At 45.0% G+C, this 13144-nt stretch carries 15 protein-coding genes; 6 read left to right on the top strand and 9 right to left on the bottom strand.

Annotation, left to right across the window (positions count from 1 at the left end):
• The first annotated feature begins 11 nt into the window (after positions 1-11).
• From flgG to flgL, 6 genes are all read left to right on the top strand, one after another.
• A complete protein-coding gene (gene flgG / locus ACKPVM_RS04450) occupies positions 12-794 on the top strand; it encodes a flagellar basal-body rod protein FlgG (RefSeq protein WP_409307236.1) in 783 nt (260 codons plus the stop codon).
• A 128-nt stretch (positions 795-922) separates the two neighbouring features.
• A complete protein-coding gene (flgH, locus tag ACKPVM_RS04445; protein ID WP_409307396.1) occupies positions 923-1636 on the top strand; it encodes a flagellar basal body L-ring protein FlgH in 714 nt (237 codons plus the stop codon).
• Between the two features lie 16 nt (positions 1637-1652).
• Positions 1653-2762 carry a flagellar basal body P-ring protein FlgI gene (locus ACKPVM_RS04440; RefSeq protein WP_409307234.1) on the top strand — a complete coding sequence of 370 codons (1110 nt, stop codon included), beginning with the start codon at positions 1653-1655 and terminating at the stop codon, positions 2760-2762.
• A complete protein-coding gene (flgJ, locus tag ACKPVM_RS04435) occupies positions 2762-3724 on the top strand; it encodes a flagellar assembly peptidoglycan hydrolase FlgJ (RefSeq protein ID WP_409307233.1) in 963 nt (320 codons plus the stop codon). Before ACKPVM_RS04440 ends, flgJ begins: the two co-directional genes overlap by 1 nt.
• A gap of 125 nt (positions 3725-3849) precedes the next feature.
• Positions 3850-5583 (top strand): flagellar hook-associated protein FlgK, encoded by a 1734-nt coding sequence (gene flgK / locus ACKPVM_RS04430; RefSeq protein ID WP_409307231.1) that lies wholly within the window; start codon positions 3850-3852, stop codon positions 5581-5583.
• A 30-nt stretch (positions 5584-5613) separates the two neighbouring features.
• Entirely contained in the window at positions 5614-6579 is a 966-nt protein-coding gene (gene flgL, locus ACKPVM_RS04425) for a flagellar hook-associated protein FlgL (RefSeq protein WP_409307229.1), read from the top strand.
• A gap of 488 nt (positions 6580-7067) precedes the next feature.
• Here the strand turns inward: flgL and fliR are convergent, their stop codons facing one another.
• The 9 genes from fliR to fliJ form a co-directional block, all read right to left on the bottom strand.
• The gene (gene fliR, locus ACKPVM_RS04420; protein WP_409307227.1) at positions 7068-7856 is read right to left on the bottom strand and encodes a flagellar biosynthetic protein FliR; all 789 of its coding nucleotides are present in this window, start codon (positions 7854-7856) and stop codon (positions 7068-7070) included.
• 2 nt (positions 7857-7858) lie between these two features.
• Positions 7859-8128 (bottom strand): flagellar biosynthesis protein FliQ, encoded by a 270-nt coding sequence (gene fliQ / locus ACKPVM_RS04415; protein ID WP_409307225.1) that lies wholly within the window; start codon positions 8126-8128, stop codon positions 7859-7861.
• A 27-nt stretch (positions 8129-8155) separates the two neighbouring features.
• Positions 8156-8932 carry a flagellar type III secretion system pore protein FliP gene (fliP, locus tag ACKPVM_RS04410; protein WP_409307224.1) on the bottom strand — a complete coding sequence of 259 codons (777 nt, stop codon included), beginning with the start codon at positions 8930-8932 and terminating at the stop codon, positions 8156-8158.
• Positions 8929-9345, bottom strand: a complete 417-nt coding sequence (gene fliO / locus ACKPVM_RS04405) for a flagellar biosynthetic protein FliO (protein ID WP_409307222.1) — start codon at positions 9343-9345, stop codon at positions 8929-8931. Before fliO ends, fliP begins: the two co-directional genes overlap by 4 nt.
• Positions 9345-9758 carry a flagellar motor switch protein FliN gene (fliN, locus tag ACKPVM_RS04400; RefSeq protein WP_409307220.1) on the bottom strand — a complete coding sequence of 138 codons (414 nt, stop codon included), beginning with the start codon at positions 9756-9758 and terminating at the stop codon, positions 9345-9347. The genes fliO and fliN overlap by 1 nt, the downstream gene beginning before the upstream one ends.
• Positions 9751-10764, bottom strand: a complete 1014-nt coding sequence (fliM, locus tag ACKPVM_RS04395; RefSeq protein ID WP_409307219.1) for a flagellar motor switch protein FliM — start codon at positions 10762-10764, stop codon at positions 9751-9753. Before fliM ends, fliN begins: the two co-directional genes overlap by 8 nt.
• Before the next feature lie 5 nt (positions 10765-10769).
• Positions 10770-11249, bottom strand: coding sequence for a flagellar basal body-associated protein FliL (fliL, locus tag ACKPVM_RS04390; RefSeq protein WP_409307217.1), 480 nt, complete (start codon positions 11247-11249; stop codon positions 10770-10772).
• A gap of 155 nt (positions 11250-11404) precedes the next feature.
• The gene (locus ACKPVM_RS04385) at positions 11405-12700 is read right to left on the bottom strand and encodes a flagellar hook-length control protein FliK (protein WP_409307215.1); all 1296 of its coding nucleotides are present in this window, start codon (positions 12698-12700) and stop codon (positions 11405-11407) included.
• Positions 12700-13143: a flagellar export protein FliJ gene (gene fliJ, locus ACKPVM_RS04380; RefSeq protein WP_409307213.1), complete on the bottom strand. Its 444-nt coding sequence runs from the start codon at positions 13141-13143 to the stop codon at positions 12700-12702. Before fliJ ends, ACKPVM_RS04385 begins: the two co-directional genes overlap by 1 nt.
• Between the last annotated feature and the right edge of the window lies 1 nt (position 13144).

Genomic DNA, 13144 nt, shown 5'->3' with positions numbered 1-13144 from the left:
GGAGTAATTAAATGATTCGTTCTTTGTGGATCGCGAAAACCGGCCTGAACGCACAGCAGACCAATATGGATGTTATTTCCAATAACTTGGCTAACGTCAGTACGAATGGTTTTAAGCGTCAACGTGCGGTATTTGAAGACTTACTGTACCAAACTGTCCGCCAACCGGGTGCTCAATCGTCAGAGCAAACCACATTGCCATCAGGTCTTCAATTGGGTACGGGGGTTCGCCCGGTATCTACTGAGCGTATTCATACTCAGGGCAATATGATGGAGACGGGCAACTCGAAGAACGTCGCCATAGAAGGTCAAGGGTTCTTTCAGGTCCAACTACCAGATGGCACAACGGCATACACGCGTGATGGTGCGTTTCAATTTGACGGCAACGGACAACTGGTGACATCGAGTGGTTATCTGGTACAACCGGCGATTACCATTCCGGCAAATGCGACGGAACTATCTATTGGACGTGATGGTATCGTTAGTGTGAAAGTCCAGGGACAGGCTGCTGCTAACCAAATCGGACAGTTTACGCTGGCCACCTTTATTAATGACAGCGGATTAGAAAGCATTGGCGAAAATCTCTATCTGGAAACAACGAGTTCCGGTGCGCCAAATGAAACTAACCCTGGGCTGAATGGCGCGGGTCTCTTGCGTCAAAAATATGTTGAAACATCGAATGTGAATGTGGCTGAAGAATTGGTGTCGATGATTCAGACACAGCGAGCCTATGAAATTAACAGTAAAGCGGTTTCGACATCAGATCAGATGTTGCAGAAACTGACCCAACTGTAATTTGACACATTGTTGTGCAGGTCTGTGATTAATGGAGAATAATGGCCGCTATAAGCGGTCATACGAGGTTCAACCTTTCTCCATGAATGTGTGAGATAGAATAACTTAAGGCGATATCTGTAGTGATGATGAATGCAAAGTCGATTATCAAACGATTTTATCGACCCCATCTATTGGCATTGATCGTGCCTTTAGCACTTAATGGTTGCGCCTATATTCCGCATGATAAAGTTGTCACAGGGCCAACAACGGCCCAGCCAGCCCAACCATCATTAGCTGGTCCTAATGGTTCAATCTTTCAAACCGTTCAGCCGATGAATTATGGCTATCAGCCGATGTTTGAGGATCGTCGCCCACGTAATGTGGGTGACATATTGACTATCGTGTTGCAGGAAAATGTGAGTGCGAGCAAAAGCTCATCGGCGAATGCCAGTCGTGATGGATCATCGACATTTGGGTTGACGGCGACACCACGCTACTTGGAAGGGCCGCTAGGGAATAATCGTGCTGCGTTGAATGCCACCGGGACGAATGATTTTGAAGGCAGCGGCGGTGCAAAAGCAAACAATACGTTTAGCGGCACGATAACCGTTACGGTATCTCAGGTCTTGGCTAACGGTAATTTGCAAGTCGTCGGTGAAAAACAGATAGCGATCAATCAAGGGACCGAGTTTATTCGTTTTTCTGGGATTGTTAATCCAAGAACGGTTAGTGGTAATAACTCCGTACCATCAACACAAGTAGCAGACGCACGTATTGAATACGTTGGTAATGGTTATATTAATGAAGCGCAGAACATGGGCTGGTTACAGCGGTTCTTCCTCAATGTTTCCCCGTTCTAAACTTACGAGGCCCGTTATGCGAATAACATCATTTTTCACCGTACTGTTTACGTTGCTGACATTGATCGCAATGCCAGCGTCAGCTGACAGAATCCGTGATTTGGTTACGGTTCAGGGCGTGCGTGACAACGCTTTGATTGGTTACGGTTTGGTCGTAGGGCTCGACGGTTCCGGTGACCAAACGATGCAAACACCGTTTACCACTCAGAGCTTAAGCAATATGCTTTCTCAGTTAGGTATCACGGTTCCTGCTGGCACTAACATGCAGCTTAAAAATGTTGCCGCTGTGATGGTAACGGCAAATCTACCGCCTTTTGCAAGAGCAGGGCAGAACATTGACGTTGTCGTGTCTTCATTAGGTAATGCGAAAAGCTTGCGCGGTGGAACATTGCTGATGACGCCATTGAAAGGCGTGGATAATCAGGTTTATGCGCTTGCACAGGGTAACTTATTGGTCGGGGGCGCGGGGGCTTCTGCAGGGGGCAGCAGCGTTCAGGTCAACCAGCTTGCCGGTGGGCGAATCAGTAATGGTGCGGTAATTGAACGGGAGCTGCCCAGTACATTCGGTTCGTCTAACGTGATTATGCTGCAATTGAAAAACGATGATTTTTCGATGGCGCAGAAAGTCAGCGATGCCATTAACCGTGCTGGGTATGGCGGTAGTGCCAAGCCTCTCGATTCTCGAACTATTCAAGTATTAGCGCCGCACGGCAACAGTTCTCAGGTCCGTTTCCTCGCTGATATCCAGAATGTTGAAGTTAATATTGGTATTCAAGATGCCAAGGTTGTTATTAACTCACGCACGGGATCTGTTGTCATGAACCGTGATGTCATTTTAGATAGTTGTGCCGTGGCTCAGGGCAACTTATCGGTAACGATTAATCAGCAGGCCAACGTCAGTCAGCCTAATACACCGTTTGGCGGCGGGCAAACAGTGGTGACACCACAGACGGAAATTGCGGTACAACAGTCTGGTGGTTCGCTACAGCGGGTTAACTCCAGTGCTAACCTAAACAATGTCGTTCGTACGTTGAACTCATTAGGTGCGACGCCGATGGAACTGATGTCTATTCTGCAAGCTATGCAAAGTGCGGGTTGTTTACGTGCCAAATTGGAAATCATCTAATGGCCGATATTCAGTCACTCAATAATGCCGCCTATGATGCACAGTCATTAAATGCATTGAAACGCGATGTCACGACAAATCCTCAGAGCAAGGAGGCAATCCGGGATGTCGCGCGTCAAATGGAAGGTATTTTTGTGCAAATGATGATGAAAAGCATGAGAGAGGCTATTCCAGAGGATGGTTTGTTTAATAGCGACCAAACGCGTTTGTACACGTCTATGTATGATCAGCAGATGTCTCAGCATATCGCATCTGGAAAAGGTTTAGGACTGGCTGATGTGATGGTTCGACAACTGACGGCTGCGCAAGGCGTGCCTGCAGATGAGGCAGATTCTGCCAAGCCATCAATTCCGTTAACATTTGATGGTACCGTGCTAAAAAGTACTTCAGCTGAAGTGGTCGAGCAGATGGTCCGTAAAGCGCTTCCTACATTACCAACCGGTGGTTCAGCATTGCCGTTGACAAACAGTAACTTTGTTTCTCGTCTTGCATTGCCGGCGCAAATTGCCAGTCAACAAAGTGGGATCCCTCATCATCTTATTATTGCTCAGGCTGCATTGGAATCCGGGTGGGGACAGCGGGAGATCCCGACAAAAGATGGGCGCCCAAGTCATAATTTATTTGGTATTAAAGCCGGAAGCAGTTGGGATGGCCCGGTAACAGAGATTATGACAACGGAATATGAGCAAGGTGTAGCGAAGAAAGTCAAAGCCAGTTTCCGTGTTTATGACTCGTATTTTGAGGCAATTGGCGATTATGTGAAATTGCTGACAAAAAATCCGCGTTATGCGGATGTCGCCAATGCAAATACGGCTGAGCAAGCCGCTCATGCATTGCAGAATGCGGGCTATGCAACCGATCCGCAATATGCGAAAAAATTGGTCAGTATGATTCAACAAATGAAAACGACGAGTGAAAAGGCCGTGAAGGCCTATACCCATGATTTAAGCCAGCTGTTCTGATTTTTCTCTCAAGATTTAGTGCGTCAGGCCGATAACTTACTCAGGTCAGATAGGTAGTGACGCGATCACTTATGACATTTTGTTAATCGTGCAAGGCATATTCGCCTGTGTAAAAGGAAGTCTACATGTCCAATTTAATTAATACCGCGATGAGTGGTTTGAAAGCGGCACAGGCGGCGTTGAGCACCGTAAGTAATAACATCAGTAATCAGGCGGTGACGGGGTATAGCCGACAAAATGCATTAATTGAACAGGCAATGGGGACGAAAACGTCTGCTGGCTATATTGGTAATGGCGTTAATCTTGTGTCGATTAACCGAGATTATAACGAATTCATTTCTAACCAGCTGCGTTCGGCACAAGCGACGAGTAGTTCAGTTTCAGCAAACTACGAGCAAATCTCCAAGATTGATAATCTGTTAGCGAATAGCACAACGAATCTTTCATCCACTATTCAGGCGTTTTTTACCAACCTCCAAAATTTAGCGAATAACGCAGATGATTCGGCAACGCGTCAAACGATGCTTGGTAAAGCAGAAGGCTTGGTCAATCAGTTTAAAGTAACGGATAAATATCTGGGTGATATGAATAGCAATATCAACACTCAGGTTGACAGTATTGTTGGTCAGGTAAACACCTATAGCAGCCAGATAGCTAATCTGAATAAAGAAATTACTCGTCTTTTAGGTGCTAATCAGGGTGCGGTGCCGAATGATTTATACGACCAGCGGGATTTGTTGGTGGATAAGTTGAATACGCTGGTTGGCGTTGATGTTACTGTGCAGGATGGCACGCTTTATCATGTTTCGTTAAAAAATGGTTTGAGTTTGGTTCAAGGAATGAATAGTGCTGAGTTGGAAGCGATTCCTTCTAGTGGTGATCCGGCAAGAACCACGGTGGGGTACAAAGATGCTGTTATTGGCACGATCGAAATTGCTGAAAACACGATCAGCGGCGGTTCATTAAGCGGATTGTTATCGTTTAGAAGTGGTACGTTAGATAATACTCGTAATCAGATTGGGCAACTGGCGTTGGCATTTGCTGATGCCTTTAATACTCAGCATAAGGCTGGATTTGATTTTACGGGGGAACCAGGCGGCGATTTCTTTAAGATTGGTTCTCCGACCGTATTAAATAACGCAAAAAATACAGGTGATGCGGTGTTAACCGCTGCATTTACCGATAGTAAAGCTGTGCAGGCTACCGATTATAAGCTTGAGTTTAATGGCACAAACTGGAATGTAACTCGACTATCGACTAATACGACACTGGGTTCAATGACGCCTGATGCGGATGGGAAACTGTCCTTTGAAGGGTTAGAGGTGACCGTTGCTGGAACGGCTCCACAAAAGGGTGATAGTTTTATTTTGAAACCAGTGAAAGACGTTATTGTTGATATGGACGTCGCCATCACTGATGCTAACAAAATTGCAGCAGCATCTTTTAAACTGGATGAGAATGGTAATCGTGTTCAGAAGGTCGACGGAAATGGAAGTCCTGTCGTTGACGCTGATGGTAATCCTGTATATGAATTTGGTGGTCCTAAGGACAATACTAACGCGAAGGCTTTACTCGCGTTGCAGAATACAAAAGTTGTTGAAGGGAAATCAACATTATCTGGTGCTTACGCAGGGCTGGTTGGTCAAATTGGTAATGAAACGAATACGCTGAAGATCAACAACACTTCTCAGGTCAACGTTGTCAAACAATTGACTATCGAGCAACAGTCTGTTTCTGGTGTGAACTTGGATGAAGAGTACGGTGATTTAATGCGTTTCCAACAGTATTACATGGCGAATGCTCAAGTTATTCAGACTGCACAGGCATTATTTGATGCATTGTTGTCTATCCGTAGCTAATTAACTATTGATTAAAGAGGAATTCATACCATGCGCTTAAGTACTAGCATGATATATCAGCAGAATTTGAATGGTATTCTGGATAATCAATCTATTTGGCAAAAATCGGGTGAGCAACTAGCAAGTGGAAAACGGGTAGTTAATCCATCTGATGATCCTATTGCTGCATCGCAGTCTATTATGATTGGTCAATCCCAGGCAGAGACGGAACAATATAAGTTGGCTCGAACGTTTGCCCGTCAAGGCATGTCGTTTGAAGCATCGATAATAAAAAGTACAGTCAATGCCGTCACGTCAGCATTAGGGGAAGTAACCAGTGCTGGTGGGGTAAGAACGAATGACGACCGTAATACCCATGCCCTGGTATTAGAAGGAATAAAGGCTCAGCTATTAAATATTGCTAATACAACAGACGGTAATGGTAGTTACATTTTTGCCGGTTATCAAACGGATAAGCCGCCTTTTGTTGAGGACCCAGTAACCAAAAAAGTAAGTTATGTCGGCGGACAAACATCTATTTCCCAACAGGTTGATGCTAGTCGCAGTATGACGGTGAGCCATATCGGTTCTCAGGTATTCTCTGGCGTGACTGGCGATGCAGTGAAAGAGCCAGATGGGAGTGCTACTCAGTCCGATTTATTTGAAACGTTAGATATTGCAATTGCTGCATTAAAAACACCGATTGCTGAAGGCGATACCGCAGCTCAGGAGGCCTTGTCCGCCGCACTGGATAAAACGAATCGCGGGTTGCGTAATTCAGTAAATAACCTTTCGGCAGTAGAGTCGTCTTTGGGGGTTCAGTTGGATGAACTCGACAAATTAGATTCAATCGGTGAAGACCGTAAATTGGCTAATACAGAAGCCCAGAGCCAATTGCAGGATACTGACTGGGTGGCAGCTATCTCTGCCTATATTATGAAGCAATCTTCATTACAGGCTTCATATACGACGTTCCAAAATATGCAGGGTATGTCGTTGTTTCAGATAAACCGTTAATGTTTAGCGGGATGTCGCGATAAACGAATATCTCTTCTGTGAGTTTGAATACGCTTAAACCGGGCGTATTTGTTGGGTATGCTACCTGTTCCATCATATTAATAGGTAGCGTACCGTTTTTTATTTCTTCTCTTTAATAATTGGCGACAATATACTCTATTGTAACGTCTTGTCAGCTATCCCCGACCGCTATTACTCTCATATGACTATCCAATCACTAATTGTGTTATCTATTGACGTAACTGTCAGAACTAACTCTGGCAATTTTATTGCTAACTAAAAACCACGTCCTGTGGGCGTGGTCATCAGTATGTTTTGGCTCCGCCTTATTGTCTTTTGATTTAAGTTTAACGGGACTGGCAGAGACTTCTTTTTAGAGATTTTAGTACGCCCCTATGGGGCACATTCAATGCCACCTGCTACGCAGGTGGATTTTTACTCAATGGAATAATGTGGTGAGGTGAATGAAGTCATCTTGCTTAAAACAATCAAGAAGAACGGGGTAATTGAGACAGAATATCGGCTAACAGATCAAAAAACTCACTGAATAGGTGTTCTGCAAAAGGGGCAAGTAAAGGGATCAACAGGCCGATAGTCATGATGCCAATTGTCAACGTGATCGGAAAACCGACGACGAAAATGGATAGCTGTGGTGCAACGCGATTCAATAAACCGAGAGACATGTTGATAGTTAACAACAATGTGACGATAGGTAGGGCTAACATGAGGCCATTAATAAAAATTAAGCCACCGGCTCGAACAAGTGCTAGAAAGGCGTAGCTGTTAATCGGGTTTGTACTCACTGGTAATGTATGAAAACTGTCTGCCAGCAACGATATTAGCCAAAGATGCCCATTAAAAGTAAGAAATAGTAACATGGCCAAAATATTAAGGAAGCGGGCCAATACCGGCATATTTGGACCACCCGATGGGTCGAAGAACGTGGCAAACCCTAATCCCATTTGTAAGCCAATTAACTCCCCGGCATAGCGGATGGCTGCAAAAGCTAACTGCATTGAAAGGCCCAGCATTACGCCAATCAGAATCTGCTGAATAAGAATCCATATACCAGCGGCAGAAAAAATAGGGGTGGCGTTTAAGGGTAAATAGGGGGCAACAAGGATGGTAATGAGTAGCGCTAAACCTATTTTTACTCTCGCGATAATCGCACGTTCATTGAAAACGGGAGCAACCGTGATCAGTGCAAGAATTCTGACAAAGGGCCAAAAAAATTGATTAACCCAGTTGATCATATCCCCGCTGCTAAACGTTAGCATTGTTAACCAATAATATGCGGCAGCTGACCGAATAGCGTGCGCATATAGTCTAGCATCAGGTTTAACATCCATGGACCAGCGATGACCAGAGTAAGAAATACTGTCAGAATCTTAGGAATAAAAGACAGTGTCATTTCGTTTACCTGGGTCGCGGCCTGTAACAAACTGATAATGAGTCCGCTTAGCAAAGCAGAAAGCAGTGGCGGAGCGGCCAGAGCCAATGCAATCTTCATGGCCTCATAACCTAGCGCCATAACAGATTCTGGCGTCATATCGCTATTCCTCTGTAATTTTCCATGCTAGCTATAAAAACTTTGCGCAAGTGAACCGAGTAATAATTGCCAGCCATCGACCAAAACAAACAACATCAGCTTGAAGGGTAACGAAATAGTGGCTGGAGGAACCATCATCATCCCTAATGCCATCAATACGCTGGCAACGACCAGGTCGATGATAAGAAAGGGAATAAAGATAGTAAAACCAATTTGGAAAGCTGTTTTTAACTCGCTGGTGACAAATGCAGGCAATAATACACGCATTGGGACGGCTTCCGGGCCTTGAATTTCTGGTATTTCAGCAAGCCGTGTAAATAAGGCTAAATCCGTTTCTCGTGTCTGGCGTAGCATAAACTCACGTAATGGTTCAGCCCCGCGATCGATGGCGACTTCCATGCTGATACTATCCTGACTAAATGGCAGATAGGCTTCTTCATATACACGATTCAACACGGGGGACATCACAAAAAAGGTCAGGAAAAGCGTTAATCCTAACAGGACCTGATTAGGTGGTGCAGTTGGGGTGCCAAGGGCATTACGCAATAAGCTGAGCACGATGATGATGCGGGTAAAGCTGGTCATCATCAATAAAGCAGCCGGAATAAAGGTTAAGGATGTCAAAAATACGAGCGTTTGGACAGGTAGTGTCCAACTTTGACCGCCGTTTGCGAGTGGTTGTGTCACGATCCCTGGTAACTGAGCCCATACCGATGGCGCAAATACGAATAGCAAAATCGCCGTGACAGTGCGAAGAAAACGAAAGCACGCAATAGTAGATAACAAGCGAGGTAATAGACTCATTCCGATTTTTCCGGACGCTTTAGGACTTTCGTCAATAATCGATTAAAGTCCACTGATTTGGTATCTGTAGCTGATAAATTATCGGTTGGCTGCGCAGGGAGAGTGTGCAAAGCCGTAACATGCTGTGAGGTGACACCGAGGACAAGCCAGGTATTTTCAACCTCGACAATCACCACCCGTTCGCGTGGACCCACAGGACAGCTAGAAACTACTTTTAATCGTTTATTTTGTTTTACCTGCGGAGCAAAACCGAGTTTTCGTACCAGCCAGGCAATTAAGAAAATAAGCAGTAAGACACCACCTAGCATGCTACTCACCTGTGTGAATAGCATGCTACCGGTAATCGGCGGGTCAGTGGCAAGCGTTGATGACTGACCCGTTGTGATAGAAGACGATGTAACAGTTGTTGGCATTAGCGACTCAGACGACGCATACGTTCAGATGGTGTGATGATATCGGTAATACGTACCCCATACTTATCCGCAACAACGACAACCTCGCCTTGAGCGATGAGATAGCCATTGATTAATATATCCAGCGGCTCTCCAGCTAAACCATCCAGTGCAACGACAGAACCTTGTGATAGGCGCAATAGTTCTTTAATCGTCATTTTGGTTCGACCCAATTCAACGGTCAGTTTTACAGGGATGTCGAGGATTAAATCGATATCCTGTAATGAACCTAAAGCATCAGCACCTTCCAGATTCTTAAATATGCCTTCTGTTGTTGCGGCGCTTTTTTCCGCGGTCTGTTGCTCGTTAAATGCATCAGCCCACAGATCGTCCACTGATTCCTTGTCGTCGGACGGTTTCTTGGTGTCACTCATTGGGCTGTTCCTCATTATCCAGAGAATTCAAAATAGGGTTAATCAAGTGTTCAACACGTAAAGCATATTGTCCGTTCAGCGTTCCGTACTGACTGGTCAGAACCGGGACACCGTCGACATGGGCAATCAATCTATCAGGTTTATCAATAGGTAAAACATCGCCTGGCTGTAATTTTAATACTTTGGATAACCGCAAAGGGATATCAACGAAATTTGCTACTAGCTCAAGTTCGGAGTGTTGGACTTGCTTGGCCAGCGTTTCTCGCCAGCTCTGATCTTCCTGCCGAGAATTTTCTAACGGCGGATTAGCCAATAATTCACGCAATGGCTCGATCATAGAGAAGGGGATACAAATATTGAATTCCCCAGTAAGTGAACCAATTTCAACATGGAATGGTGTCGTTACAACAATATCATTAGGCGACGTCGTAATATTGGTAAACTTGACTTGCATCTCTGAACGGACATATTCGACATCAAGCTTGTAAATGGCATTCCAGGCGTCGCTATACGCCTCTAATGCCAGCTTCAACATACGCTTGACGACTCGTTGTTCCGTGTGCGTAAACTCCCGACCCTCAACTTTCGTTGGGAATCGACCATCTCCACCAAAAAGGTTATCAACGGCAATAAAAACCAAACTCGGAGAAAATACAAAAAGCGCTGTTCCGCGCAAAGGTTTTAGATGAATTAGATTCAAGTTAGTTGGAACAGGGAGATTTCTTGCAAACTCATGGTAAGGCTGGATTTTTATCGGACCAACGGTAATGTCAGGACTACGGCGCAGAAGATTAAACAGCCCCATACGGAACTGGCGACCGAAACGCTCATTGATAATCTCAAGAGCCTGTAAACGTTCCCGAATAACACGGCGTTGCGTATTGGGATCGTATGGCTTGACGTCACCGTCGATTTTTGCCGATGATTTCACATCATTGGCATTATCGCCGCTATCACCATTTAATAGTGCGTCAATTTCTGCTTGTGAAAGAATGCTATCGCCCATAATGGTTACCGCAAGATAAAGGCAGTGAACAGGACATCCGTAACGACCTGATTAGGCTGGCCGGGGACCAATGGTGGGCTTAAAACTTGTTTAATTTGCTCTATCAGTTTTTGTTTTCCCTGCTCATTGGCAAGCTCAATAGCATCCTGACGGGACAGAAGCAGTAATAAGCGGCTACGAACCTCTGGCAAATAGTTAGTCAGTCGAATACGCGTTGCATCATCAGGCAAACGCAATGTAAAACCGACATAGAGCACACGATCAGGATCATGATCCGCGTTGACCAGGTTCACCGTAAATGTATCTAACGGCATGAAAACGGGCTCTGGCGGAGGGGGGACTTCCTGTTCTGCTGTGGCCATATTCTTCTGATTCAACATCCACCAAGCAACGCCAGCAGCAGCACTGGCCGCAAGGGCAATAATAATCATTAATATCAGCCAAATAGAGCGCTTTCGTCCTGAACGGACTTGCATATCAGACATAGCCAAAGATAATTCCTGTCACTTATTAATATTTACTGCTCGATAATCTCAGCAATAAATAAATGCGTAATGTTAATGATTATCCCGTCTATTCAAACGATCAATACAGAGAATAAACAAGAAAAATCGCGTTAACTTATTCGTTTACCTCAACATCAGGCGAAAATATCAACGCCATTAACTGAAGATGCCATGGACTGCAAATGATTAGGGACTTCTATAGGGTCAATCGCTTGTTCGGATGTGCCACCGAATTGCTGTTGATAAGAAGTGCTACCGCTGTCATTACCATTATTAGCCATTTGTTGCTGCGCTTGTTGCCAGGTCGATGCGTCGCTTCCTACGCTACTTTGACCTAAGTTAATACCGCTTTCGGCCATCGCATTGCGTAAATGAGGCAACGCGGCTTCCAATGCAGAACGCACCTGACTATTTGCTGATACCAGATGAATTTGCGCTTGATTATCATCAATCTTCAGACTGATATGAAGCGAACCTAATTCTTGCGGGTTAAGTCGTAATTCTGCACTCTGTTGTCCATTACGACTAAACATAACAATTTGTTGACCTAGTGCTTCCTGCCATTGTTGCGAACCAAATGGTGTGTTCAATGGTGTACCAGAAGGCTGCGCCAGTGTGGCAGAGCTGTGAGTAAATGTCGATTGAACGTTTGGCGTAACAGAAAGGGGAGAGGACTGAAGATGATTTCCAGATGCGCCGATTGGTTCCTGATTACGTTGTTCATTATTCGCTATTGAGGCGGTGGCAGCGAATTTTGTTACGTCATCAGCAGATTGATCCATGGAAGACGTCGGTTTTGCAAAACGCGAAGAACCAGATGCTGAATGAGATTCAGCGAAGATAGATGCGTTTGATCGCTGGGAGAGGGCATCTTGAATCTCATTATCTGCCCGATCGGTCTCGGATAGCGCCGTTGTACCCTGACGTTTGGTGCCAAGAAATTCAGACAAATTAAGACCAGCATTTTGCAATTTATCAGTAATATTGTCATCGGTGATGGCTGCAGAACCGGATGCTGTTGGCAGCATGGCGAATAAGGCCTGCATTGCCGCCGCCGTTGCTGCGTCGGTAACTTGTTCACCTTCTTTTGATGCTGATTTTTCTGCTTTATCGGATGATCCTGCGTCATGAGGTAGGCGTTTTTCGGACGATGACAATGAACCAGATAAAGAGCTGAATGATGAAAGCAGGGCGTTCAGGTCGTCGCCGTTCAATACGCTGATGTCTTTTCCTAACGCTGTGAGCATGGCGTCTTTATCTGCTTCTGCTCCGACAACAGTCTTACTGTTAGACGATGCTGAAGAGAGTGATAAGTGTTTTCCCAATAGCTCAATAAAATCTTTCGGTAACTCACCCTGATTCGACAGAGAAGCGACTGAACTGCTGGTATCGCCCGTATTTGGCGTAATGGGTAGTGCAGGCAGGTTCATTATTCTGTTTTCCTCAGTGAGGCCCGTTGGGCGAATTCATCCATCTGTTTTTGTTCTATACGGTTATCTTTAGCAATTTGTCTTGTCATTTCACGATCTTGCAATGTTTCAAATGCATTTAACCGCTGTTGTTTCTCTTGCCATGCTTTCATCGCCAAGTCTAATCGCGAAGTCCACTGTAAAAGTTGTTGCCTGTGTTGTTCAATGGCTTTATCTAATGTTTGTATAAATTGTTGATAATTCTGCCAACTATTATTAGCTATCCCATCTGACATCGTGGTTGTCAGTTTCTGGCGATAATCATCTTGATAGTTTAACAACATATTCAGCTGTTGTTCAGCTTGTTGATATGCTTGACGCACTTGGCCTAACTGACCTGCGGCTTTTTCAACCTCTTTTTGCGCCAGTTCGCGTAGTGTGATTAGAGGTGACTGAGTCTTCATC

Origin of the sequence: Pectobacterium hainanensis, assembly GCF_046237015.1 — a bacterium.
Taxonomy (GTDB): Bacteria; Pseudomonadota; Gammaproteobacteria; order Enterobacterales; family Enterobacteriaceae; genus JBJYIN01.
The sequence above is the reverse complement of the archived record's forward strand: the minus strand, read 5'-3'. Positions and strand labels throughout refer to the sequence as shown.